The sequence below is a fragment of the Arthrobacter pascens genome (assembly GCF_017052465.1).
Classification (GTDB): domain Bacteria; phylum Actinomycetota; class Actinomycetes; order Actinomycetales; family Micrococcaceae; genus Arthrobacter; species Arthrobacter pascens.
On sequence record NZ_JAFHKT010000143.1, the window covers coordinates 17376 to 39598 of the forward strand.

Annotated in this window: 23 protein-coding genes; 19 read left to right on the top strand and 4 right to left on the bottom strand. The window is 64.2% G+C overall.

All coding sequences use genetic code 11. The features are described 5' to 3' along the window. Window positions 1–14: 14 nt before the first annotated feature. Both JYA52_RS13135 and JYA52_RS13140 read left to right on the top strand, forming a co-directional pair. Window positions 15–794, top strand: a complete 780-nt coding sequence (locus JYA52_RS13135) for an L-threonylcarbamoyladenylate synthase (RefSeq protein WP_205653629.1) — start codon at window positions 15–17, stop codon at window positions 792–794. Beyond that, window positions 791–1588: a WecB/TagA/CpsF family glycosyltransferase gene (locus tag JYA52_RS13140; RefSeq protein ID WP_205653630.1), complete on the top strand. Its 798-nt coding sequence runs from the start codon at window positions 791–793 to the stop codon at window positions 1586–1588. The genes JYA52_RS13135 and JYA52_RS13140 overlap by 4 nt, the downstream gene beginning before the upstream one ends. Here the strand turns inward: JYA52_RS13140 and JYA52_RS13145 are convergent. After that, window positions 1569–2465: a glycosyltransferase gene (locus JYA52_RS13145; RefSeq protein WP_205653631.1), complete on the bottom strand. Its 897-nt coding sequence runs from the start codon at window positions 2463–2465 to the stop codon at window positions 1569–1571. The genes JYA52_RS13140 and JYA52_RS13145 overlap by 20 nt on opposite strands. A gap of 343 nt (window positions 2466–2808) precedes the next feature. Here JYA52_RS13145 and JYA52_RS13150 point away from each other — a divergent pair, with 343 nt between their 5' ends. The 14 genes from JYA52_RS13150 (at window position 2809) to JYA52_RS13210 (ending at window position 16256) form a co-directional block, all read left to right on the top strand. Next, a complete protein-coding gene (locus JYA52_RS13150; RefSeq protein WP_205653632.1) occupies window positions 2809–3921 on the top strand; it encodes an MraY family glycosyltransferase in 1113 nt (370 codons plus the stop codon). A gap of 96 nt (window positions 3922–4017) precedes the next feature. Continuing rightward, entirely contained in the window at window positions 4018–4515 is a 498-nt protein-coding gene (locus JYA52_RS13155; protein WP_205653633.1) for a Cg1360 family ATP-synthase-associated protein, read from the top strand. Beyond that, on the top strand, window positions 4508–4846 hold the full coding sequence (locus JYA52_RS22510; RefSeq protein WP_240460303.1) for a hypothetical protein: 339 nt from the start codon (window positions 4508–4510) through the stop codon (window positions 4844–4846). Before JYA52_RS13155 ends, JYA52_RS22510 begins: the two co-directional genes overlap by 8 nt. An 81-nt stretch (window positions 4847–4927) precedes the next feature. Beyond that, window positions 4928–5728, top strand: coding sequence for a F0F1 ATP synthase subunit A (atpB, locus tag JYA52_RS13160; RefSeq protein WP_205653634.1), 801 nt, complete (start codon window positions 4928–4930; stop codon window positions 5726–5728). An 80-nt stretch (window positions 5729–5808) separates the two neighbouring features. Beyond that, window positions 5809–6027 carry an ATP synthase F0 subunit C gene (gene atpE / locus JYA52_RS13165; protein ID WP_011692451.1) on the top strand — a complete coding sequence of 73 codons (219 nt, stop codon included), beginning with the start codon at window positions 5809–5811 and terminating at the stop codon, window positions 6025–6027. Window positions 6028–6079: 52 nt separating this feature from the next. Beyond that, window positions 6080–6637: a F0F1 ATP synthase subunit B gene (locus JYA52_RS13170; RefSeq protein WP_205653635.1), complete on the top strand. Its 558-nt coding sequence runs from the start codon at window positions 6080–6082 to the stop codon at window positions 6635–6637. After that, a complete protein-coding gene (locus JYA52_RS13175; RefSeq protein WP_205653636.1) occupies window positions 6637–7464 on the top strand; it encodes a F0F1 ATP synthase subunit delta in 828 nt (275 codons plus the stop codon). Before JYA52_RS13170 ends, JYA52_RS13175 begins: the two co-directional genes overlap by 1 nt. A gap of 82 nt (window positions 7465–7546) precedes the next feature. Further along, window positions 7547–9184 (top strand): F0F1 ATP synthase subunit alpha, encoded by a 1638-nt coding sequence (atpA, locus tag JYA52_RS13180; protein ID WP_205653774.1) that lies wholly within the window; start codon window positions 7547–7549, stop codon window positions 9182–9184. A 76-nt stretch (window positions 9185–9260) separates the two neighbouring features. Then, window positions 9261–10151, top strand: a complete 891-nt coding sequence (locus JYA52_RS13185; protein ID WP_205653637.1) for a F0F1 ATP synthase subunit gamma — start codon at window positions 9261–9263, stop codon at window positions 10149–10151. An 81-nt stretch (window positions 10152–10232) separates the two neighbouring features. Continuing rightward, a complete protein-coding gene (atpD, locus tag JYA52_RS13190; RefSeq protein ID WP_205653638.1) occupies window positions 10233–11687 on the top strand; it encodes a F0F1 ATP synthase subunit beta in 1455 nt (484 codons plus the stop codon). A 1-nt stretch (window position 11688) separates the two neighbouring features. Further along, the gene (locus JYA52_RS13195) at window positions 11689–11973 is read left to right on the top strand and encodes a F0F1 ATP synthase subunit epsilon (RefSeq protein WP_205653639.1); all 285 of its coding nucleotides are present in this window, start codon (window positions 11689–11691) and stop codon (window positions 11971–11973) included. Between the two features lie 10 nt (window positions 11974–11983). After that, complete coding sequence (locus JYA52_RS13200; RefSeq protein WP_205653640.1) at window positions 11984–12415, top strand: DUF2550 domain-containing protein; 432 nt, start codon at window positions 11984–11986, stop codon at window positions 12413–12415. A gap of 5 nt (window positions 12416–12420) precedes the next feature. Continuing rightward, on the top strand, window positions 12421–13719 hold the full coding sequence (locus JYA52_RS13205) for an alpha/beta hydrolase (protein WP_205653641.1): 1299 nt from the start codon (window positions 12421–12423) through the stop codon (window positions 13717–13719). A 41-nt stretch (window positions 13720–13760) separates the two neighbouring features. Continuing rightward, window positions 13761–16256 carry a bifunctional lysylphosphatidylglycerol flippase/synthetase MprF gene (locus tag JYA52_RS13210; protein WP_205653775.1) on the top strand — a complete coding sequence of 832 codons (2496 nt, stop codon included), beginning with the start codon at window positions 13761–13763 and terminating at the stop codon, window positions 16254–16256. Between the two features lie 157 nt (window positions 16257–16413). Here the strand turns inward: JYA52_RS13210 and JYA52_RS13215 are convergent, their stop codons facing one another. Together JYA52_RS13215 and nucS are read right to left on the bottom strand one after the other, a co-directional pair. Beyond that, complete coding sequence (locus tag JYA52_RS13215) at window positions 16414–16617, bottom strand: cold-shock protein (protein ID WP_011692441.1); 204 nt, start codon at window positions 16615–16617, stop codon at window positions 16414–16416. Between the two features lie 286 nt (window positions 16618–16903). After that, window positions 16904–17599 carry an endonuclease NucS gene (gene nucS / locus JYA52_RS13220; protein ID WP_205653642.1) on the bottom strand — a complete coding sequence of 232 codons (696 nt, stop codon included), beginning with the start codon at window positions 17597–17599 and terminating at the stop codon, window positions 16904–16906. A 115-nt stretch (window positions 17600–17714) separates the two neighbouring features. Between nucS and JYA52_RS13225 the strand changes: the two genes are divergently transcribed. Then, window positions 17715–18071, top strand: coding sequence for an Rv1322 family protein (locus JYA52_RS13225; RefSeq protein WP_205653643.1), 357 nt, complete (start codon window positions 17715–17717; stop codon window positions 18069–18071). A gap of 20 nt (window positions 18072–18091) precedes the next feature. After that, complete coding sequence (locus tag JYA52_RS13230; protein WP_205653644.1) at window positions 18092–18892, top strand: alpha/beta hydrolase; 801 nt, start codon at window positions 18092–18094, stop codon at window positions 18890–18892. A gap of 27 nt (window positions 18893–18919) precedes the next feature. Here JYA52_RS13230 and JYA52_RS13235 read toward each other — a convergent pair whose 3' ends face one another. Continuing rightward, window positions 18920–20098, bottom strand: a complete 1179-nt coding sequence (locus tag JYA52_RS13235) for an AI-2E family transporter (RefSeq protein ID WP_240460315.1) — start codon at window positions 20096–20098, stop codon at window positions 18920–18922. A gap of 366 nt (window positions 20099–20464) precedes the next feature. Between JYA52_RS13235 and JYA52_RS13240 the strand changes: the two genes are divergently transcribed. Next, window positions 20465–22189: a DUF8094 domain-containing protein gene (locus JYA52_RS13240; RefSeq protein WP_205653645.1), complete on the top strand. Its 1725-nt coding sequence runs from the start codon at window positions 20465–20467 to the stop codon at window positions 22187–22189. Window positions 22190–22223: the final 34 nt, after the last annotated feature.

Below are 22223 nucleotides of genomic sequence, written 5' to 3' on the forward strand. Positions count from 1 at the left end.
GAAAGAATAAGGCAGTGACCACTACCTATAACTGCATGTCCGACGATGAGCGCACCGCAGGACTGGCTCACGCACGGCGTGCCATCCTTGAGAAGAAGTGCGTGGTGTTTCCCACGGATACCGTCTACGGGATCGCCGCGGACGCGTTTTCGCCGCAGGCCGTCACCATGCTGCTTGCTTCCAAGGGCCGCAGCCGGAGCATGCCGCCTCCCGTGCTGATGCCGCGCCTCAACGCACTGGACGGTCTGGCCACAGATGTGTTTCCCGAGGCGCGCCAGCTGGCTGAGGCCTTCTGGCCCGGGGGACTGACGCTCATCCTGCACGCCCAGCCCTCGCTGGACTGGGACCTGGGGGACACCAAGGGAACCGTGGCCCTCAGGATTCCGGCCGATGAAGTTGCACAGGAGCTGCTGACCCTCACCGGCCCGTTGGCCGTATCGTCCGCCAACAGGACAGGGCAGGCACCCGCGCAGACGGCTTTTGAAGCCCAATCCCAGCTCGCCGAGTCCGTTGAGGTCTACCTGGAAGGCGGATTCCGTCCCGTCGAGGGAACCGATGCGCTGCCGTCCACGATCGTGGACGCCACGTCCCGTCCGCTGCGGGTGGTGCGGGAAGGCGCCGTGAGCCTTGAACGGCTCCGCGAAGTGGTTCCCGGGCTGCTGGACATTGACGGCAATGCCGCTGAGTCTGACACTGCGGCTGCGGCTGCGGCCGCGGCTGGGGAAGCGGAGCCTGCCGGCGAGGAACCTGTCGGTGGGGAACCCCAGGGCGACAAAGCGCCCCATGCCGAATGATGCTGCAGCGCCAGGCCGTACCTGTCCTGGGGGTCGACGCCACTCCTCTGGACGTCGCCGGACTCACCGGGGTGCTGAACAGGTTCGTCGCTGACGGAACCACACGGACCGTCGTCGGGCACAACCTCCACAGCGTCACGCTGTTCCATTCCGAACCTGAATTCCGCAAATTCTATGAGGACAGCGACGTTGTCCTGATCGACGGCGCCCCCGTGCTGTGGCTGTGGGGGAGGGGAAAGAACCACTCCGTGCCCGTCATGGACTACCGGCTGGGTTCGACAGACTGGATTCCGGCGTTGGGCGAGGTCGGCGGGCTTGAGCGGATCGCGGTCCTCGGGGCAGGACCTGTGGCCAATGCACGCGCCGTGGCAAAGCTGCAGAGCATCGTTCCCGGGGCCACGGTTTCCGGCATGCCCGGCGATGGCTGGAACGAAGACATCGAGGAGGCGGCAGCAGCGTGGCTCGCGGAGCAGCGGCCCCAGCTGGTGCTCGTTGGCCTGGGCATGCCGCTGCAGGAAGAAGTGCTGCGGCGCCGCCTCGACTCGCTGCCTCCCGCGGTCTACTGCGCGGTGGGCGGTGCCATCGAACAGATTGCCGGCATCCAAAAGCTGGCCCCGCGCTGGCTTGGCAGGCTTGGCCTCGAGTGGGCGTGGCGGCTCTTGCTTCACCCGCGGCGCGTTGCGTACCGCGTTCTGGGTGAACCGTGGGTGCTGCTTGGCCTGCTGGTCCGGCGCCGCCTGCAACGCAGGACGGCAGCGGCCGGCGAGGGATCCTCTAGAACTTCTGGTCCTTGAGCGGGCCGAACCCCTTGCCGCGAAGGCCGGTGGAAAATGCCCTGAACCAGTCGGCCAGGCCCCGGAAGTCGCCGCGGCGCAGGAAGTATCCCAGGTAGCCGCCGACGTCGGCTGTCAGGGACTTGACGCGGAAGTAGCGGCGGATCAGATAGCCGCGGTTGCGGTAGTAGTAGTACCGCTTGAACGCCGACTCCGGAACTATGACGTGCCACCGGGCGCCGAAGACGTGCTGGGTTTCGGAGAAGGCATGGGGATGCGTGATAGCCGCGGTGGTGACGGTGCCGAACCGGATCCCCGCCTTGCGCAGCCGGATGGTGAAGTCCACCTCGTCGCCCCGGATGAAGAGGCGCATGTCGGGCAGGCCCACCTTGAAGAAAACGTCCGAGCGGATCAGCGCCCCGTTGAAGAAATGCCCGTCCTGCGGGAGGAATCCCACCTTTTCCAGCGCGGCACGGTCGTGGGTCACTTTGCCGTCGAGCCGGAAGAAGAAGGACAGCCGGTCGGGGTGCCCGGGCGCCACAACCAGCGGAACCACGGCTTCAAGGTCCCGGGCCTCGGCCTCCCGGATCAGGGTGGCCAGGCATTCGGTGTCCGCCGGCTCGGCGTCGTCGTCCATCATCCAGATCCACTCAGCACCGCTGGCCACGGCCTTGAGGACGGCCAGCGAGAACCCGCCGGCCCCGCCAAGGTTCGCCTCCGAACGGACGTAATCCACGTTGTGGTGCTCCTCGGCCACCTCCCTGGCGGGAACGGTGCCGCTGTCCACCAGGCAAATCGAGGCCACCGGCGCCGTTTGGCTGTTGATGGCGCTGAGCAGAACGGCGAGTTCTCGGGGGCGGTCAAACGTCACGGCAGCAACGGCGACAGACACTGGCATTACGGGATCCTTTCAGCACAGCCGTCGGCAAGTTTCCCGCCGGCGTGAGGCCGTGTGACGCGAAGCGATGTACCCGTTGGCGTTAGTATCTTGACTAGAGTCCACTGTAATACAGCCCTGTCAGGCACTCATGCAGTGCCTGTCTGTGCGCATGGCGACGGAGAAGTTTCATTTATTGCACGTCAGATCAACAGCTATCTAGCCCCCACGGTCCCCCCAGCCACACCCCGAATCTGCGTCGGCATCAATTGCAGCACAGCGCCCCTGCGCGGTGTCTCCGCGGTTACGGCCGCCAGCCAGGCGGCCCCGGCCTCCTGCTCGCCGGCCGGGCGGGGGAGACGCCATGATCATGTACCTGAGCATGATGCTGACGGCGGCCATCGTGTCCTATGCGGCAACCTGGGGCGCGCGGCTGGTCGGCAACCGGCTTGAACTGTTCGCGCCGATCCGCAGCCGGGACATGCATTCGAGCCCGGTCTCGCGTCTTGGCGGGCTGGGGATCTTTGCCGGTGTGCTCGTGGCGCTGGTCGTGGCCAGCCAGTCCTTCTTCGTGAAGGACATCTTCCGGGGCAACACGGCGCCCTGGGGTGTCTTGGCGGGGGCCGCCGTCATAGTCCTCGTCGGCGTGGCTGACGACCTCCTGGACCTGCGCTGGTGGGTCAAGCTGATCGGGCAGATCGCGGCGGCCCTGGTGGTGGCGGTGTGGGGCGTGCGGATGACCATCATCCCCTTTATCCCGGAGCCCATCCGCTTCGACTCGGATCCGGTGAACATCATCCTCACCACCGGCCTCATTGTGACGACGATGAACGCCTTCAACTTCATCGACGGTCTGGACGGCCTGGCGGCCGGCGTGGCAATCATCGGCGGCGCGGCCTTCTTCCTGACCGCCTACTGGGTCCACCGGACTGCTGTCCTGCTGGACCGCTCGGACCTCGCAACGCTGCTCACCGCAATCTTGGTCGGCAGTTGCGTGGGATTCCTGCCGCACAACTGGTTTCCCTCGAAGATTTTCATGGGAGATTCCGGAGCCATGCTGATAGGCCTGCTCATGGCCTCGGCCGGTGTGGTGTCCACGGGCCAGATTACGTCCGGGCTCTATGACCGCGTGAACGGTATCCCCACCATCATCCCCATCGTGCTGCCCTTTGCAGTACTGTTCCTCCCGCTCCTGGACCTTTGCCTCGCCGTGGTCCGGCGCACGGCGGTGGGCCGGTCCCCGTGGTCGGCGGACCGCGGACACCTGCACCACAAGCTGATGGACATCGGCTATTCCCACCGCACCGCAGTGATGCTGATGTACATGTGGACCGCCGTCCTGTCCTTCGGCGGCCTCGCCTTTGCTGTGTACCCCTGGCAGATCGTGCTGGCCGTTGATCTGATGGCAACACTGGGCATGGGACTCATCACCGCATGGCCGTATTTGAGCCGCCGCAGCGCTGATACAGCGCAGTAGCCAGCTGTTTCCCTAAATATTTCTATCTCGTGTAGAATTCAGGGGCAGGTGTGTCCTGCACCAAATCCACCGCCTGCCCCCGACGATTGGGATCGAATGACCTCCAACGCCGAGCCCGGACCTCCGTCCGGCAACGGATCCGTTGGCGCATCCGGTTCCAGGCGGTCCCTGTGGCTTGGCCTGCTGGGCCTCAGCTCGGCAGCTGCCGGCGGAGCGCTGCTGCTCACCGGCATCCTGGCCCTGATTTTCAACGGCTGGGTCGGACTTCTCTCGAGTACGTTCGGCGGCCTGCTGGTGATGGCGTTTTTTGCCATCAGCCTGCTGATTGGCCACTTTGTTGGACGAAGCAATCCGTCCGGCGCCGTGGGCCTGTTCGTGGCCACATACGTCGTCAAGGTCATCGGCTTTGCGGTCGTGCTGTTCGTCCTCGGGGCGCCGGCATGGCTGCACGAACGCTGGTTCCTGATCGGGGCCGTGGTCTGTGTCGTGTTCTGGCAGGCGGCTGAGATCTATGGCTTCAGCAAGGCCCGGCTGCAGATCTTCAATGACCCCCAGCCCAGCCGGCAGACGGACAGTGGGAGCACCGATGTCTAAGCGGCGCCACTCCGAAAACAACCCTGCCGGCGACGCCTCCAAACCGGTCGGCACTCCAGCCGAGTCAGCCGGGAATGGTGACGGCGGTTACAACGCTGGAATCGCCGTATTCAGCTACATTATTGGCGGAATCATGGTCTGGAGTTTGATAGGGTGGGGTCTGGATTATCTGTGGGGAACCCGCTGGATTGTGCTCGCAGGCGCTCTGCTTGGAGCTGCGGGAGGATTCTATCTATCCCATATGCACGGCCTCACCAGTTCGAGAAAACCGACTGGCGGGAATGGTGCAGCCAGCGGCCCGTCCGAGGACGGGACCAGTAATGCCAAATAACTTTACGAGGGGGAGGGCGAGCATGAGTCACGCCGGAACCCGACCAACGCCCAACGATGGACACTGCAGAGAGGAAACGCGTTGATCGCGCTTGCGCTCCCGGCCCAAAATTCAGGAGTCTTCACGCCTCCCGGAATTGAAGAAATGCACCTGCCGGCGATCCTGCCGTGGGGTGCGCATGACGGATTCTCCAAGCAGATGCTGCTGGTAATCCTGTCCGTCGTCATTATCGCTACATTCTTTATGCTAGCTGCGCGGAAGCAGCAGCTGGTTCCCGGCAAGCTGCAGTTCGCCGGCGAGATGGCATACGGCTTCGTCCGCAACAGCATCGCCAAGGACATCATCGGCGGCAGGGACTTCATGAAGTATGTCCCGCTGCTGTTCACGCTGTTCTTCTTCATCCTGGTGAACAACATCTACGGCGCGATCCCGCTGATCCAGCTGCCGAGCTTCTCCCACGTGGGCGGTGCCTACGTCCTGGCGGCCATCGTGTACATCACCTGGATCGCGATCGGCGTCAAGAAGAACGGCCTGCGCTACTTCAAGCTCGCCACCGTGCCCTCCGGAGTGCCGGTCTACATCCTGCCGATCGTCATCCCGATTGAGATCATCTCCAACTTCCTGGTCCGCCCTGTTACGCACAGCCTCCGTCTGTTCGCCACCATGCTGGCAGGCCACCTGATCGTCATGATCGCCGGCTCGGGGATTGAGTTCCTCGTCATGCAGGAAAACGTTCTGCTGAAGGGGACCTCCGTTCTGGTCCTCGCCGGTGCAATTGCCATGTACATGCTCGAAGCGCTGATCATGGCACTGCAGGCCTACGTCTTCACCCTGCTGACGGCTATCTACATCGAAGGCGCACTTCACGCCGACAGCCACTAGGCACCCTTAAACTTCCCCCACGCGGGGATGAAGCAACCCAAACAACCTGCCACAGAGTTGGCATCTTGAAAGGAAGAAAAATGGAAGGCTCCATCAACGGCTCCCTCAACCTCATCGGCTACGGCCTCTCCGCCATCGGCGGTGGTATCGGTGTGGGTCTCGTGTTCGCTGCTTACATCAACGGTGTGGCACGTCAGCCGGAAGCCCAGCGCGTCCTGCAGCCGATCGCATTCCTCGGCCTCGCGCTGACTGAAGCCCTCGCCATCCTGGGTCTGGTCTTCGCATTCGTTCTTAGCTAGTCCAGCAGAACTAGCGAACATTCAGAACCGAGTAGATAAGGACGGGTGAAATATGAATCAGCTGATCATCTCAGCCGCCACCGAAGGCGCAGCGGCGGTCAACCCGCTCGTTCCCAATCCCTGGGAAATGGGCGTCGTCCTCGCCGGCTTTGCTGTCCTCTTTTTCATCGTGGTCAAGTTTGTTGTCCCGATGTTCGAGAAGACCTTCGCGGAGCGCGCTGAGGCCATCGAAGGCGGCATCGCCAAGGCTGAGAAGGCCCAGGCCGAGGCTTCCGCAGCGCTCGAGGAGTACAAGCAGCAGCTCACCGACGCACGCGCAGAGGCCAACCGCATCCGCGAGGAGGCCCGTGCCGAAGGCGCCCAGATCCTTGCGGAGCTGAAGGAGAAGGCTGCAGCCGAGTCTGCGCGCATCACGGCGCAGGCACACGTACAGATCGAATCCGAGCGTCAGGCGGCCGTCGTGTCGCTGCGTTCAGAGGTGGGCACCCTGGCCACCACGCTGGCTGGCCGCATCGTCGGTGAGTCGCTGAGCGACGACGAGCGCGCGGCACGTGTTGTTGACCGCTTCCTGGCTGATCTGGAGAACCAGAACGCAGGTGTAGCAAAGTAATGGCAGGTGTATCGAGCGAATCGCTGACCAAGGCGCTGACCGGGCTGGAAGCCAGGCTTCCATTTGCATCGCTGCAGTTGGCAAAGGAACTCTTCGGAATCCTGGGAACGGTGGACAGCTCGGCTGGCTTGCGCCGCGCCCTGACGGACCCGTCCCGCAGCGGTGAGGAAAAGTCAGCGCTGATCAGGCAGCTGTTCAGCGGGAAGGTCTCCACTGAGGCTGCGGAGATCGCGGCCGGACTGGCCAGTTCACGCTGGGCATCGGCGCGAGACATCGGCGATGCACTCGAGACGCTTGCCGCAACGGTGGTTATCGCCGTTGCAGAAAACAAGTCGGCCGTTTCTGCCTCCGGCATCAGCGGACTGGAAGAGCTTGAGAACGATCTGTTCTCTTTCAACCAGGCCGTGGCTTCCAGCCACGAGGTGCAGCGTGCTCTGTCTGAACCGCAGGCCAGCGGCGCAGCAAAGATCGCCCTGGCCGAGAGGTTGGTTCCTGGCGCAAGCGAGGAAGCAAAAGTCCTCATCGGCCAGGCAGTGTCGCAACCGCGCGGCATCAAGGCAACCAGGCTCGTCGCCCGGTTTGCCGAGCTCGCCGCCAAGCGCCAGCAGCGCTGGATTGCAACGGTCAGCGTCACCCGTCCCATGACGGCGACGCAGGCCGGCCGTCTGCAGGCGGGGCTCAACGCCCTCTACGGGCGCGAGCTCAAGATCAACGTCAAGGTTGATCCTTTGCTGATCGGCGGCATCCGCGTACAGGTGGGCGACGAAGTGCTCGACGCTTCTGTGATCACCCGCCTGGGCGAGCTGCAACGCCAACTGGCCGGCTAGCCGGACAAGCACAACTTAACTGATAGAAACCCCGGTCATCGTGAGCAACGATGATCACGAAACAGGAGAGCAGGGACTGCAGATGGCCGAATTGACCATCAACGCCGACGACGTCCGTAATGCGTTGAACGAGTTCGCGGCGTCCTACGAACCCGGAAACGCAGAGCGCGTAGAGGTCGGCCGTGTTACCACCGCAAGTGACGGCATCGCCCGTGTTGAGGGCCTTCCCTCGGTCATGGCGAACGAGCTGCTTCGCTTCGAAGACGGCACGCTGGGCCTGGCCCAGAACCTCGACGTCCGCGAGATCGGCGTCATCGTCCTCGGTGACTTCACCGGGATCGAAGAAGGCCAGGAAGTCCACCGCACCGGACAGGTTCTGTCCGTGCCGGTTGGCGACGCCTTCCTCGGCCGCGTCGTGGACCCGCTGGGCGTGCCCATCGATGACCTCGGCGAGATCAAGGCCGAAACCACCCGCGCACTGGAGCTCCAGGCTCCCGGCGTGACCCAGCGCAAGTCGGTGCACGAGCCGATGCAGACCGGCCTGAAGGCCATCGACGCGATGATTCCGATCGGCCGTGGCCAGCGCCAGCTGATCATTGGCGACCGCCAGACCGGTAAGTCCGCCATTGCCATCGACACGATCATCAACCAGAAGGCCAACTGGGCTTCCGGCGACGTGACCAAGCAGGTTCGCTGCGTGTACGTGGCAATCGGCCAGAAGGCGTCCACCATCGCGGCGATCCGCCAGACGCTGGAAGACAACGGCGCACTGGAATACACCACGATTGTTGCCTCCCCGGCTTCCGACCCCGCCGGCTTCAAGTACCTGGCTCCCTACGCCGGGTCCGCCATCGGCCAGCACTGGATGTACGGCGGCAAGCACGTCCTCATCGTGTTCGATGACCTCTCCAAGCAGGCCGAGGCCTACCGTGCAGTGTCGCTGCTGCTCCGCCGCCCGCCGGGACGCGAAGCCTACCCGGGCGACGTGTTCTACCTGCACTCCCGTCTCCTCGAGCGTTGCGCCAAGCTCTCCGACGAGCTCGGCGCCGGCTCGATGACCGGCCTGCCGCTCATCGAGACCAAGGCAAACGACGTTTCGGCCTACATCCCGACCAACGTGATCTCCATCACCGATGGCCAGATCTTCCTGCAGTCGGACCTCTTCAACGCCAACCAGCGCCCCGCTGTCGACGTGGGTGTCTCTGTGTCCCGCGTTGGCGGTGCAGCACAGGTCAAGTCCATGAAGAAGGTCTCCGGTACTTTGAAGCTGGACCTCGCCCAGTACCGCGACATGCAGGCGTTCGCGATGTTCGCATCCGACCTTGACGCCGCTTCCCGCCAGCAGCTGACCCGTGGCGCACGCCTGATGGAACTGCTCAAGCAGGGCCAGTACTCGCCGTTCCCGGTCGAGGACCAGGTCGTGTCCATCTGGGCAGGAACCCAGGGCCACCTGGACGACGTTCCCGTCGAGGACATCCGCCGCTTCGAGGGCGAGTTCCTTGAGCACCTGAAGCACAAGTCCTCCATCCTCACCACGCTGGCGCAGACCAACGTCCTGGATGACGACACCGCAGCAGCGCTGAAGGACGCGATCGTCAACTTCAAGAAGGGCTTCTTCGGCGAAGGCGACAACCACCTGGTAGGCGCCGGCCATGAGGAGCATGAAGCCATCTCCGAGGGCCAGGTCGACCAGGAAAAAATCGTCAGGCAGAAGCGCTAGTTTCGCTGGCAGGGACTGCCGGAACCCCGACGGGTTCCGGCAGTCCCGGCCATCGGGATCTTAGGAAAGGATAAGTATGGGAGCCCAGATTCGGGTCTACCGCCAGAAGATCGCCTCGACGACGTCGATGCGGAAGATCTTCAAGGCGATGGAACTGATCGCTACCTCGCGCATCGGCAAGGCCCGCGCACGCGTAGCAGCTTCACTGCCTTACGCGAACGCGATCACGCGCGCCGTTTCTGCCGTTGCTAGCCAGAGCGAAATCGACCACCCGCTGACAACCGAGCCGGAGAACATCCGCCGTGCCGCAGTGCTGGTCATCACCTCAGACCGCGGCCTGGCAGGATCCTACTCGGCAAGCGTGCTCAAGCAGGCCGAAGGCCTCAATGAGCTGCTCCGCGCCGAGGGCAAGGAAGTCAAGACGTACCTGGTGGGCCGCAAGGCACAGGCTTACTTCGACTTCCGTGGCCGCTCCTATGGAGGGGTCTGGACCGGCGGCACCGACGCACCGGAGTTCGCTACGGCGCAGGAAATCGGCGCGACACTGCTGAAGGATTTCGCAACGGACTACGAAGAGGACGGCGTGGACGAAATCCACGTTGTGTACACCCGCTTCAAGTCCATGGTGACCCAGGAGCCGACGGTCATCCGTCTTCTTCCGCTCGAAGTTGTAGACGAGCAGCCTGCCTCCGAATCGGACCTGCTGCCCTTGTACGAGTTCGAACCGGAGTCAGAGCAGGTTCTCGATGCTCTGCTGCCGCGGTACATCGAATCCCGGATTTTCGCAGCCATGTTGCAGGCCGCGGCTTCGGAGCTCGCTGCCCGCCAGCGGGCCATGAAGTCCGCCGGCGACAACGCCACGGACCTCATCAAGAAGTACACGCGTCTGCGCAACACCGCCCGCCAGGCGGAAATTACGCAGGAGCTCTCCGAAATCGTGGCCGGCGCCGACGCTCTCGCGTCCTAGCCTGCCGGATCTCGGATCCAGCCAGACCTGCACCAAAGATAAACTTAACCCCCACGCCATCTACTGAGTGAAGTGAGAGAGATGACTGCCACCGCTACCGAACACGTAGCCGCAACGTCCGGTGCCACCGGCCGTATCGCACGTGTTATTGGCCCGGTTGTCGACGTCGAATTCCCGGCTGACGCAATCCCCTCGATTTACCACGCACTCACCACCGAGATCACTCTCAACGGTGAGACCAAGACCATCACGTTCGAGACCTCCCAGCACCTGGGTGACAACCTCGTCCGCGCTATCGCCCTGCAGGCCACCGACGGACTCGTCCGCGGCACGGCTGTCGTCAACACCGGCGGACCGATCACCGTGCCCGTGGGCGACGGCGTCAAGGGCCACATCTTCAACGTGCTGGGCAAGCCGCTCGACGTTGCCGAGTCCGAGATCAACGCTTCGGACTACTGGCCCATCCACCGCAAGGCTCCGTCCTTCGCGTCCCTCGAAGGCTCCACCGAGATGCTCGAAACGGGCATCAAGGTCATCGACCTCCTCACCCCGTACATCAAGGGTGGAAAGATCGGCCTGTTCGGCGGCGCCGGCGTGGGCAAGACTGTTCTGATCCAGGAAATGATCACCCGTGTTGCCCGCAACTTCGGTGGTACGTCGGTGTTTGCCGGCGTTGGCGAGCGTACGCGTGAAGGTAACGACCTCTGGGTTGAAATGGAAGAAGCCGGCGTTCTGAAGGACACCGCCCTTGTATTCGGCCAGATGGACGAGCCGCCGGGAACGCGTCTGCGCGTCGCCCTGTCGGCCCTGACCATGGCGGAGTACTTCCGCGATGTCCAGAACCAGGACGTGCTGCTCTTCATCGACAACATCTTCCGCTTCACGCAGGCAGGTTCCGAGGTTTCCACCCTTCTCGGCCGCATGCCTTCCGCCGTGGGTTACCAGCCGAACCTGGCTGACGAGATGGGCCTCCTCCAGGAGCGCATCACGTCCACCAAGGGCCACTCCATCACCTCGATGCAGGCCATCTACGTTCCCGCAGATGACTACACCGACCCGGCCCCGGCCACGACCTTCGCACACCTCGACGCGACCACGGAACTTTCCCGTGAAATCGCCTCCCGTGGTCTGTACCCGGCCGTTGACCCGCTGACGTCGACCTCCCGAATCCTGGACCCCCAGTACATCGGCAAGGACCACTACAACACGGCTGTCCGTGTGAAGCAGATCCTGCAGAAGAACAAGGAACTCCAGGACATCATCGCCATCCTCGGTGTTGACGAACTCTCTGAGGAAGACAAGATCGTCGTGTCCCGTGCACGCCGCATCCAGCAGTTCCTGTCGCAGAACACCTACACCGCCAAGCAGTTCACCGGCGTCGAGGGTTCCACCGTGTCCATCAAGGACACCGTTGAAGGCTTCACCGCCATCTGCGACGGCGACCTCGACCACATCGCGGAGCAGGCGTTCTTCAACGTCGGTGGCCTCGATGACGTTGAGCGCCAGTGGGCCAAGATCCAGGAACAGACCAAGTAATATGGCTGAGCTTGAGGTTGAGATTGTCGCAGCGGACCACTTCGTGTGGTCCGGAGCGGCCAAGATGGTCAAGGCCCGCACCAGCGATGGTGAAATCGGAATCCTGCCCGGCCACTCGCCCCTGCTGGCGATTCTGGCCGAAGGTGAAATGGCAATCGAGCCGGTTTCCGGTGACCGTATCGCTGTAGTTGTTGACGGCGGGTTCTTCTCCGTCGACAACAACCGGGTGGTTATTGTTGCTGACAACGCCCAGCTGGGCGACGCGGCCACTGCGGGGATCCGCTAGCACGACCTTGATGGACGTTACTGGTTTTCCGTTCATCGCCATAGCAGCCGCGTTTGGGTTGCTGATTTTTACGCTGTGCCTTTTCGGGGTGCGCCGCTACAACCTGCGGCGCGCCCTTGGCACGGTTGACGCCTCCATTTGCACGGCTGGAAAGAGCTGGCAGATGGGGGTTTGTCGTTATCAGGACAATGAGCTGGAGTGGTTCAGGCTGCTGTCCCTGAGCGTACGGCCCAAGCACCGCTTCACGCGCAGTTCGCTGGAGCTGCGGGGGCGGCGGCAGCCCACCGAAGCCGAGCTGGTCAAAGTCCAGCCCGACGTCGTGATCGTCGAACTCAAGTACGAGGGCCAGGACGTGCTGCTCGCGATGAAGTTCGACGCATATACCGGACTTTCCTCGTGGCTTGAGGCTGGCCCGGTTATTGGCATCGGCACCTGGCGCTAGCCGGCATGGATGCGCTATCCGATATCCGGCTCGTGGACGGACCCCTTTTGTGGGCCGCTTGGGCTGTGGGAGCCGCTGGCGCTGTATACCTGCTCTGGCGGCGCGGCAGACGCTGGCCCACGGTGCCCGTTCTTGCCGTGGTCTCGGCTGCCCTCATCGTGGCAGCCGTTCATTGGCTGCTGATTTACGTCTTCTCCACGTTCCCCGAAGATCTCCCGCGCGAGGTGCTGGGGTGGTCCGTACCGGCAGTAGCCGGCGTGCTGCTCTGGATCACCAGGCTCGTTCCTGCCGGCTGGAAAGGCAGGGCCGCCGCCACGGCAGCCATGCTGGGGGTCGTCCTGTTGTCCTCGGTGCAAATGAATGCCTACTTTGGGCTCAACCGCACAGTGGGCGACCTTTTGGGGACAGCCGTTGCGCGCATTCCTCCGCTCGAGGCAGAGCTGACCCGCCACGCCGGAAGGGCGGTGCCGGTGCCGCTCGCAGAATGGGCGAGGCCTGAAGGCCTGCCCTCCGAAGGGGTGCTCCGGAAAGCCGACATTCCGGGCACGAGTTCGGGTTTCGACGCCCGTGAGGCCTATATTTACCTGCCGCCCGCCTATCAGAGCCCGGAACGCCCCGCGCTTCCGGTGTTGGTGCTGTTTTCAGGCCAGCCCGGCGGGCCGGCCGACTGGCTCACCGGGGGAGCCCTGCGAAGCCACATGGACAGGTTCTCCGCCCGGCACAATGGAGTCGCCCCGGTAGTGGTGGTGGTGGATCCCAACGGTTCTTCTTCCGGGAACTCGCTCTGCATGGACAGCCGTATCGCCAAGGCGGACACCTACTTGTCCGTCGATGTGCCCCGCTGGATCAGTGAAACGCTCGACGTCGGCGCGGAGCGCAGCAATTGGGCCGTCGGAGGGTTTTCGTTCGGTGGCACGTGCGCCATGCAACTGGGCACCAGGCATCCGGAGCTCTACAGTTCCATCCTCGCTTTTGCCAGTGAACATGAACCGGCGCTGGCCAAGGAACGGGAGAAGACAGTGGAGGCTTCTTTCGGCGGGGACACGAAGGCCTTCGAAGCGCAGACCCCTCTGTATCTGATGAAACAACACAGCTTTGAAGGCAGCGCGGTCTATTTCGCTGCCGGAGCCACCGATCCCGAGTTCACTGGGTACATGGACGTGCTCTCGGCAGCCGCCCGCGAAGCAGGGTTCGAGGTTGAAGTCCGCCGCATCGCCAATTCCGGCCACTCCTGGGAGACCGTGTCCAAGGGCATGCAGGATGCGCTCGATTTCCTCGCTCCGCGCTGGGGCATCGCGCCTTGACGGCGGTATCCGAAGCCGGCGCGGGTGATGCTCTCACCAAAATGCGGCGGCAGACTGCGAAAGTGTGCCTGCAGCACTTGAGGACCACACCACTGACACTTGCCGTACTGACTGCTTTCGTCGCGGCCGGTGCTGTCACCGGCAGCTTTCTGTCGGGGCCACCCGAATCAATGCTTGATTTCGCCGCCGTAAACGCGGAGGGCGTCAAAGCCGGGCGCTGGTGGTCGCTGTTCACCTCGATGTTCTTCGCCAGCAACCCCGCGGCCTACCTGGCCGCCGCGCTCATGATCCTGCTGCTGCTTGGGTTTGCCGAGAGGAAGCTCGGCCCGGTGCGCACGGCCGCGTTCTATTTCGGAGGACAATTCGCCTCCGTGACCCTCTTCTTCCTGATCACCCAGCTTGCCCAGCGGGCCGGTGACCCGTGGCTCGGGCCCATGGAGAATACCCTGCTGATGGGGCCGTACGCGCCTGTCCTCGCAGCGTCCCTCGCAGCCAGCGGACTCTTCCCGCCGCTGTGGCAGCGGCGGCTGCGCACTGCAGTGCTGTCCACCGCGCTGGTGCTGGTGCTCTATGTGGGACACGCCGAAGCCGTGGTGGGGCTGCTCGGGGCACTGCTGGGGCTGGCCGCAGGATGGTGGATCCAGAGCGACCAGGGAGTTCTGCACCGGCACCGTTCCACCGGCCGCGAAACCCGCAACCTCCTCGCCTTGACGGTCGCCATTTTCGCCATCGGGCCAATGCTCACCGCCGCGGCAAAGAGTCCCGCCGGTCCGCTCGCCCTTCTGCGCAACGTTGTCCTCAACCCGCTGCCCACGCTGAGCCAGCTTGAGGGGAACTGCGGCGGCACGCTGGACGCGGGCTGCCTGGAACTGGACAGGCAGGGCCTCGGGGGGCCGCTGGGCCTGGCCCTCGCCGTCGTACCGGTGATCCTGCTGCTGATCTGCGCCGACGGGATGCGCCGCGGCCGGAAACTGGCGCTTTGGATTGCCACAGTCGTCCAGCTGAGCGTGGCCGCACTCTCCGCTGTATACCTTGCGCTCTTCGCCCAGGTTGCCGGTTCCGTATCCCTCCAGGACACCTCGGCACTGGAATCAAAGTTCGTGCACGTTCTGCCGCTGGTCGCTGTGCCGGTACTGCTGGTGGTGCTGCTGCTGGCGTACCGCCGTCACTTCCGCATCCAAACCTCATCCCGGGCCCTGCGCGCCCTCGCCTTGACGGTTGGAGGCACCTGGCTGGCACTGGCCTCGCTGTATACCGCGTCCTGGTACGCCGCCGGTGGCCCGCGGAGGGACGGAGGGCTGCTGGTCCTGGCCGGCGAACTGGCGCGGCAATACCTTCCCATACCCTTGCCCGGGCTCTACCGGCGGGTTTTCGAGAACCACAGTGCCATGGAAACCGTGCTGTTTGCCTATTCGGGAGTCATCTTCTGGATTGTTGCACTCGCAGGCGTCTGGATGGTCCTGCTGGGGCGCCAAGACCACTCCGACGCGGGGGCGGACGACCGGGAGGCAGCGCGGGAGCTGGTGCGGAGAAGCGGTGATTCCCTCTCATGGATGGCCCTGTGGGAACCCAACAAGTACTGGTTTCTGCCGGGCGGGGCTGCCGGGATCGCGTACCAACAGCACGGCAGCGTCGCCTTGACCCTTGCCGGTCCCTTCGGCGATCCACTCCAACGTGAGGAGGCTGCTGAAGGTTTCCTGCGCTTCTGCGCCGAGCATGCCTTGATTCCGTGCTTCTATTCCTGCACGGACGGACTATGGCCGATGCTGAGCGACCGTGGCTTCTCCCGGGTTTCGGTCGCCCAGGAGACGAGGCTGTCGGTGCGCGAACTGGAGTTCAAGGGCAAGGAATGGCAAAACGTCCGCACTGCGCTCAACCGTGCCAAGAAACTCGGGGTGAACGCGCAATGGGGCAACTACAGCAGCCTGCCGCAGTCCCTGCGGACCCAGCTCAGTGAAGTTTCGGAGGAGTGGGCAGCACAGAAAACCGTTCCGGAGATGGGCTTCACCCTGGGCGGCATCGACGAGCTGATGGACGACGACGTGTTGTGCTGCCTCGCCGTCGACGAGCAGGGACTTGTGCACGGAGTGACGAGCTGGCTGCCGGCGTATGAAGACGGGCACGTGGTGAGCTGGACGCTGGACTTCATGCGGCGCCGCGGCGAAGGCTTCCCCGGAGTGATGGAGTTCCTGGTTGCATCCGCCGTCCTGGAATTACGAAAAACAGTCGAGGTCATCTCTCTCTCCGGTTCGCCGCTGGCCCAGGACCCCGCTGTTCCCGGGGGCGGCGGACGGGAGCAGGAGACCGAGGTGCTGTCCGGCATCCTTGACGTCGTGGGGCGGGCACTCGAACCGATCTATGGATTCAGGTCCCTGGCGACGTTCAAGTCGCGGTTCAAGCCGGAGTACAGGACCCTCTATCTGTACTACCAGGACCCGCTGCACTTGCCCGCCATAGGCCGCGCGCTGAGCCGCGCTTATCTGCCGGGACTTTCCATTCGGCAAAGCGCGCGCCTGCTGAGGACGCTCGTGCGCTAGAAAATTCAACGGGGATCCCTCATGCCTTTGCCGCCATTTGCGCCCATGGCGTGGCCGGGTCAGCAATTGCAGCGCAACGCAAAAGAATGATCCCCGGCACTAATGCCGGGGATCATTCTTTTTATAAGGCGATTCCCCGCAGGGAAACCTCTATAAACTAGACCAGCGTTACACCGGTGGCCTGGGGGCCCTTGGCGCCCTGGCCGATCTCGAACTGAACGCGCTGGTTCTCGTCGAGGGTCTTGAAGCCGCCCGTCTGGATCTCAGAGTAGTGAACGAAGACATCGCCATCGGAGTCGTCCGGGGTGATGAAGCCGAAGCCCTTTTCAGCGTTGAACCACTTGACGGTTCCCTGTGCCATTTATTTCTCCTCATTATGGAACTAAGTTAAGGCCAGTACACCTCGTACTGGTCTTGGTCACTCTGCGAGAAGAATCCTGGCCAGCAGCTCCGGCTGGGCCGGAAAGCATTGCAGGAGCTTCGCGCTCGCAACATGTCTTGCGAGCATGAAAAACACCTACACAAAGACTGCTCTAAGAATTTCATGACAGCACGGTCTGGTCAACGGGCAAAGCGCAGAATCCGACAAAATTTGGGTAAAACGAAAGTAAACGCCTGGCAGGGCCGCCGCCGCCGAACCCAGGGGGTCAGAAGAGCCGTGACTCGATGTCGTCCACTCCGCGCATGGCGTCATAATCCAGCGTGATGCAGTCAATGCCGCGGTCGGCCGCGAGGACGCGGGCCTGCGGCTTGATCTGCTGGGCGGCGAAAATCCCCCGCACCGGGGCCAGCAGGGGATCCCGGTTCAGCAATTCCAGGTATCTGGTCAGTTGCTCCACGCCGTCGATATCGCCGCGCCGCTTGAGCTCGATCGCCACGGTGGCACCGTCAGCGTCCCGGGCCAGGATGTCCACGGGGCCAATGGCCGTGAAGTACTCGCGGCGAATCAGCGAGAACCCCGACCCGAGTGTTTCGATCTGTTCGGCCAGCAGCCGCTGCAAATCGGCCTCGACGCCGTCCTTGATGAGTCCCGGATCCTGGCCGAGCTCATGTGACGTGTCGTGAATCTGTTCGTGGATGTTGATGATCAGCCTGTCGTCAGTCTTGGCGGACTGCACGGTCCACTGCTCGATGACGCCGACCTCGACGTCCGTCTCATCCGGTGAGGAGACGCGCAGTGAGGCGGGCGGGCTCATCCAGTTCAGCGGCTTGTAGGAGCCGCCGTCGGAATGGACCAGCACAGAGCCGTCGGCCTTCACCAGGAGGAGCCTCGTGGCGAGGGGCAGATGGGCTTTGAGCCGACCCACGTAATCAACAGAGCAACGGGCTATGACAAGACGCACGCCGTACACACTACCGCGTCAGCCAGGGAGCCCGGTCACTGTGTCGCGGCCCGGCGGCCGCGTGCGGAGTTCGGGGCGGGCATTGGAACCGCTGGGGCTGGGGCAGAATGGAGACATGCCGCGTTCGAACCGTCCCCGCCGCTCCTCCGCAGGGCGTTCCTCGTCCGGGAAGGCCGCGGCAGGAGGCAAGCACGGTTCAGGACCGGTTCCCGAGCTTGACCTTGAGCGGGCGCGCGCCGGCATCGCCCGGCGGGAGAGCGCGCCGGACGGCGTCTGGATGGTGCGCACGATGACAGCCCGCAAGGCGGAAAAGGCCTACATCTGCCCGGGCTGCTCCACGGCTGTGCTGCCGGGCATCGCCCACCTGGTGGTGTGGGCCGACGACCACCTGTTCGGAGCGGCGGCGGGACTCGCCGAGCGCCGGCACTGGCACACCAATTGCTGGACGTCGCGGAACTTCCGGTACCGGTAGCGGAAGCTAAGCTGTTACGCATGACTTTTGACCCGTCGTCGTACGTTTTCAGCCAGCCGTCCGAAGCGACGGCCATCCGCGCTTCCACGGTGCTGCCTGCCCGCCGCGAGAACATCGAGATCCATACCGAAGACGGCCGCACGCTCGTTGGCGAGCTTGCCTTGCCGGAATCGGGGGAGATCAGTGCCACGCTGATCACGCTTCACCCTTTGCCCACGCACGGTGGTTTCATGGACTCCCATGTCTACCGGAAGGCCTCCTACCGGTTGCCGGCTCTCGCAGGCGTGGCGGTGCTGCGCTTCAACACCCGCGGCACCTCGTCGCCCCGGGGCACCAGCGACGGTCAGTTCGAAGAGGGCATCGGCGAACGGCATGACGTTGAAGCCGCGGTTCGTTTCGCCGTGGAGAGGGGTCTGCCCAACCGCTGGCTTGTGGGATGGTCCTTCGGTACGGAGCTCGCCCTCATGTACGGCGCCGTTGAACCCGTGGCCTCGCAGGTGGAAGGCGCCATTCTGCTGTCCCCGCCGCTGCACCGTGCCACGGACGCCCACCTGCAGTTGTGGGCGGAATCCGGCAAGCCGCTGACTGTCCTCGTTCCCGAACACGACGACTACCTCCGGCCGGCCGCTGCGTCGGCCCGCTTCAGCCTCGTGCCGCAGGCCAGGGTGGTGGGCGTCGACGGCGCCAAGCACCTCTGGGTGGGGGAGAAGCAGGCTGCGCGCGTGCTCAACGAAATCGTTGACGATGTTACGCGCGACGGCTCAGGGTCCGCCGGGCTCGCCCAGGAGTGGAGCGGACCTGCCGCCACGGCGACCGTTTAGCAGCCGCCGCGTGCGGTGCCGCACGGACTAGTGGTTGTCCTGGCGGACGATGTAAATCTCCTTGACAAGGAGCAGGACCGCCGCTGCCGTCGGTATCGCAATCAGGGCTCCGAGGACGCCCAGGAGGCTGCCGCCGGCAATCACCGAGATCACGGCAACGGCACCGGGCACGGCCACGGCCTTCTGCATGATGCGGGGCGAGATGAAGTAGGCCTCGAACTGCAGATAGGCGAAATAGCAGATGGCATAGGCCAGGGCCGACTGCCAGCCCAGCGTGAGGGTGATCAGGATGACCACCACGCCGGCAATCAGTCCGCCGACCAGGGGGATGAACGCCAGGAGCGCCACGACGAAGGCCAGCAGCACAGCGAAGGGCACCCCGATGATGGACATGACGATGAAGGCGAACGTGGCGTTCAGGAGGGCCACCACGGCCTGCCCGATCACGTAGTTGCCCACCGAGCGTGTGATTTCCTCAGAGAGCGCTTCCACCCTGGCGCGGCGGGACCGCGGGGCGAGCCGGTACCCCCACTTCTTCATGGCGGGCAGGGCGGCAAGGAAATACAGGCTGAGCACCAGCACGATCAGGGTTCCGAAGAGGCCGTTTGCGACGGTGGAGCCGAACCCCACCACTCCGCCGAAGATGCCGCCCATGGCCTCCGGGTTGTTGACGAACTTGTCCAGTTCCTCGTTGATGCGGTCGCGTACTCCGAACTGGCTGTCCAGGGTGCGGAAGAACTCCGAATCGATGAAGTCGCGGACCCAGACCGGGGCCTGCCTGACGAGCTCGGTCACCTGTTCCACGATGGTGGGAATGAGGGTGGCGAAAAAGCCCACCACCGCGGCGACCAGCACCGAGACGGCCAGCAGGATGCCGGCAGGCCTCGGTATTCCACGGCCTTCCAGCCAGCGCACCACCGGATCGAGCCCGAGTGCTATGAACAGGGCCGCCACGATCCACAGGAGAAGCTGCGTGGTGTTGGAACCGATCCAGTACACCAGGAGGGCAAGGCCGACGCCGACTGTGCCCATGAAGCCGAGATAGAGCGGATGCTGGGCAGAAATCCGGGGGCCCGGGGAGCCGAAGCGGTCAACGTCCCCGGCATCCGACGGTTCGGCTTCGAGCATGTCAAGCTGTTCGGGCGGCATCTCGAACCGGAGCCGCGGCTGCGCGCCAGGGATGGGTTGCCGCAGGCGCTTCAGCATGGCTCCGAGCACGGCGGGGCGGCGTGCCTTGGTCCGCAGCGGCTTCGCGTGGTCATCCGGAGCGGGGGTCGCTGCTGGGGCGTGATTGGGGGAGCCGGCGTCGGGCAGGTTTTCCGGGCCGCGCATCGACGGATCCGTGTGTTCAGTCACTGCTTTTGATGCCTTTTCCGTCTGTGTTCCGTCCGTGGCGCCGCGGCTGCGGGCCGCATGTGATGATCATCGCAAACACTATCAGCAGCCTTGTGGATAGCCGGATGTGCACTGTTCTACAGGGGTGTCCCGGGACGGGTTAGGCGACCCGAACTGATGGATTGGTAACAAAACGGTTACTATTGAAGGCAAACCCCCGCTGATGATAGGACTCCTTTGCGTTTCAAGACTGCAGTTGCACTCGTGCTGCTCGGCCTCCTGACACTGCTCGCCGGCATCGGACAGAAGACGGTGTGGGCCCCCGCCGAGACGGTGACGGCCACCGCCCCCGCGGATGCCAAAGCCGCGCCGCTGACCGTTATTGACCAGAAGCTCCGCACCGTCGAAGGCGGAACGGTGACCATCAAGGTTAAGGGTGAGGGCAACTTCCTCCTCGCCGCAGGCCGCCCTGACGACGTCACCGCCTGGGTGGGCAAGACGGCGCACAACACGGTCACCGGACTCTCCGAGGACAAGAAGTCACTGCAGGTGGAGCGCACCGACGGCGAGGCAGCCGCCCCGTCGCCGGCCGGATCGGATCTGTGGGTTTCCAGCGAAAACGCCAGCGGCGAACTGGACTACACGTGGTCGGCACCTGCCGACGGCGAGTGGTCACTTCTGCTGGCCAGCGACGGCAAGAAGCCCGCGCCGTCGTCGATTTCGATGACCTTCCCCAATGACACCTCCACGCCGTGGGCTGTGCCGCTCATGGTGATCGGTGCTCTCCTGATGCTCGCCGGTGCCGCGCTCCTGGTCCTCAAGCCCAAGGGCGGCAACCGTGGGATCTCCGGGCGGGGCGGCTCCGCCGCAGGTCCGGGCAACCCCTTCACGAAGCGCGCCAAGGCTGCCGTGAAGACCGCCACCGGTTCCTCCTCCTCGCGCATGAGCGTCATTGTGGCGGCGTCCACCGCCGCGCTGCTCGCCGGGACCGGCGCCGCCGCGCAGGCCAGCCAGACGCCGGATCCCGCTGCCACGCCGGGCGCGTCCTCGACGGCGGCCCCCACCGCGGATGCCGGCGGCGGCCCCGTGCTTCTGGACGCCCAGTTCCGCCGGATCCTGGAGCAGGTGGCGAGTGCCACCGACTCGGGCGACGCCGCCAAGGATTCCAAGAAGCTCGCCACCCGCGTTGCCGGGTCAGAGCTTGAAGTGCGCACCCAGAACTACAAGATCCGTTCCCGGGTGGCTTCCTACGATGCACGCATGCCGGTCCGCGCGACCAAGCTGCTGACCACCGTGGTCACCAGCAAGCGCGCCTGGCCGCGCCAGGTACTGGCGGTCACGCAGGGCGAGGGCAATGTCGTGCCCCAGCTGCTGACGCTGGTCCAGAAGTCCCCGCGCGAAAACTACAAGCTCGTGGGCACCAGCCCGCTCCAGCCCGGCACCACGTTCCCCTCGATTGCCCGGAACGGCACCGAGACACTGGCCGCCGGGGACAAATCGGGGCTGCTGTACAGCGGACAGGAAGCGCTCTCCGGACTTGCCGACCGGCTGTCCAACGAGGACTCCACGTTCAAGAGCAAACTCGTTGAAGGCGAGTCCTCGCCGTACATCGCGGACACGCTGTCCTACCAGGCCGACGTGGTGAAGTCGGGCGTGAACGGTAAGTTCGCCTTCACCCACAAGGTCGTTCCGGACAGTGCTGTGGTCTTCCGCACCGCGGATGGCGGAGCCCTGGTGCTCGGCCGGCTGACCTTCAATTTCGATGGCACGCCCAAGTCTGAAGGTGACAAGCTGTCCATCGGTAACGATGCAGCCGTCCTCGCCGGTGGCAAGGAAACCACGTCCGGCATGGTGCTGAACTTTGCCGAATCCGTGGCTGTCTACGTTCCGCCGACCGGGTCGAAAGACCCGATGAAGCTCGTGGCCGCCACGCGCGGGCTCGTCGGAGCCAGCTTCAAGTAAACGCCTCACCAGAGAGCACCGCTACCGCTTGCCG

Bases quoted from the DNA above. Each gene is read 5' to 3' on its own strand.
- JYA52_RS13140 (WP_205653630.1), top strand. From the start codon at position 791: ATGATGCTGCAGCGCCAGGCCGTACCTGTCCTGGGGGTCGACGCCACT.
- JYA52_RS13145 (WP_205653631.1), bottom strand. From the start codon at position 2,465: ATGCCAGTGTCTGTCGCCGTTGCTGCCGTGACGTTTGACCGCCCCCGA.
- JYA52_RS13150 (WP_205653632.1), top strand. From the start codon at position 2,809: ATGATCATGTACCTGAGCATGATGCTGACGGCGGCCATCGTGTCCTAT.
- JYA52_RS13155 (WP_205653633.1), top strand. From the start codon at position 4,018: ATGACCTCCAACGCCGAGCCCGGACCTCCGTCCGGCAACGGATCCGTT.
- JYA52_RS22510 (WP_240460303.1), top strand. From the start codon at position 4,508: ATGTCTAAGCGGCGCCACTCCGAAAACAACCCTGCCGGCGACGCCTCC.
- atpE (WP_011692451.1), top strand. From the start codon at position 5,809: ATGGAAGGCTCCATCAACGGCTCCCTCAACCTCATCGGCTACGGCCTC.
- JYA52_RS13170 (WP_205653635.1), top strand. From the start codon at position 6,080: ATGAATCAGCTGATCATCTCAGCCGCCACCGAAGGCGCAGCGGCGGTC.
- JYA52_RS13175 (WP_205653636.1), top strand. From the start codon at position 6,637: ATGGCAGGTGTATCGAGCGAATCGCTGACCAAGGCGCTGACCGGGCTG.
- atpA (WP_205653774.1), top strand. From the start codon at position 7,547: ATGGCCGAATTGACCATCAACGCCGACGACGTCCGTAATGCGTTGAAC.
- JYA52_RS13185 (WP_205653637.1), top strand. From the start codon at position 9,261: ATGGGAGCCCAGATTCGGGTCTACCGCCAGAAGATCGCCTCGACGACG.
- atpD (WP_205653638.1), top strand. From the start codon at position 10,233: ATGACTGCCACCGCTACCGAACACGTAGCCGCAACGTCCGGTGCCACC.
- JYA52_RS13195 (WP_205653639.1), top strand. From the start codon at position 11,689: ATGGCTGAGCTTGAGGTTGAGATTGTCGCAGCGGACCACTTCGTGTGG.
- JYA52_RS13200 (WP_205653640.1), top strand. From the start codon at position 11,984: ATGGACGTTACTGGTTTTCCGTTCATCGCCATAGCAGCCGCGTTTGGG.
- JYA52_RS13205 (WP_205653641.1), top strand. From the start codon at position 12,421: ATGGATGCGCTATCCGATATCCGGCTCGTGGACGGACCCCTTTTGTGG.
- JYA52_RS13210 (WP_205653775.1), top strand. From the start codon at position 13,761: ATGCGGCGGCAGACTGCGAAAGTGTGCCTGCAGCACTTGAGGACCACA.
- JYA52_RS13215 (WP_011692441.1), bottom strand. From the start codon at position 16,617: ATGGCACAGGGAACCGTCAAGTGGTTCAACGCTGAAAAGGGCTTCGGC.
- JYA52_RS13225 (WP_205653643.1), top strand. From the start codon at position 17,715: ATGCCGCGTTCGAACCGTCCCCGCCGCTCCTCCGCAGGGCGTTCCTCG.
- JYA52_RS13230 (WP_205653644.1), top strand. From the start codon at position 18,092: ATGACTTTTGACCCGTCGTCGTACGTTTTCAGCCAGCCGTCCGAAGCG.
- JYA52_RS13235 (WP_240460315.1), bottom strand. From the start codon at position 20,098: ATGCTGAAGCGCCTGCGGCAACCCATCCCTGGCGCGCAGCCGCGGCTC.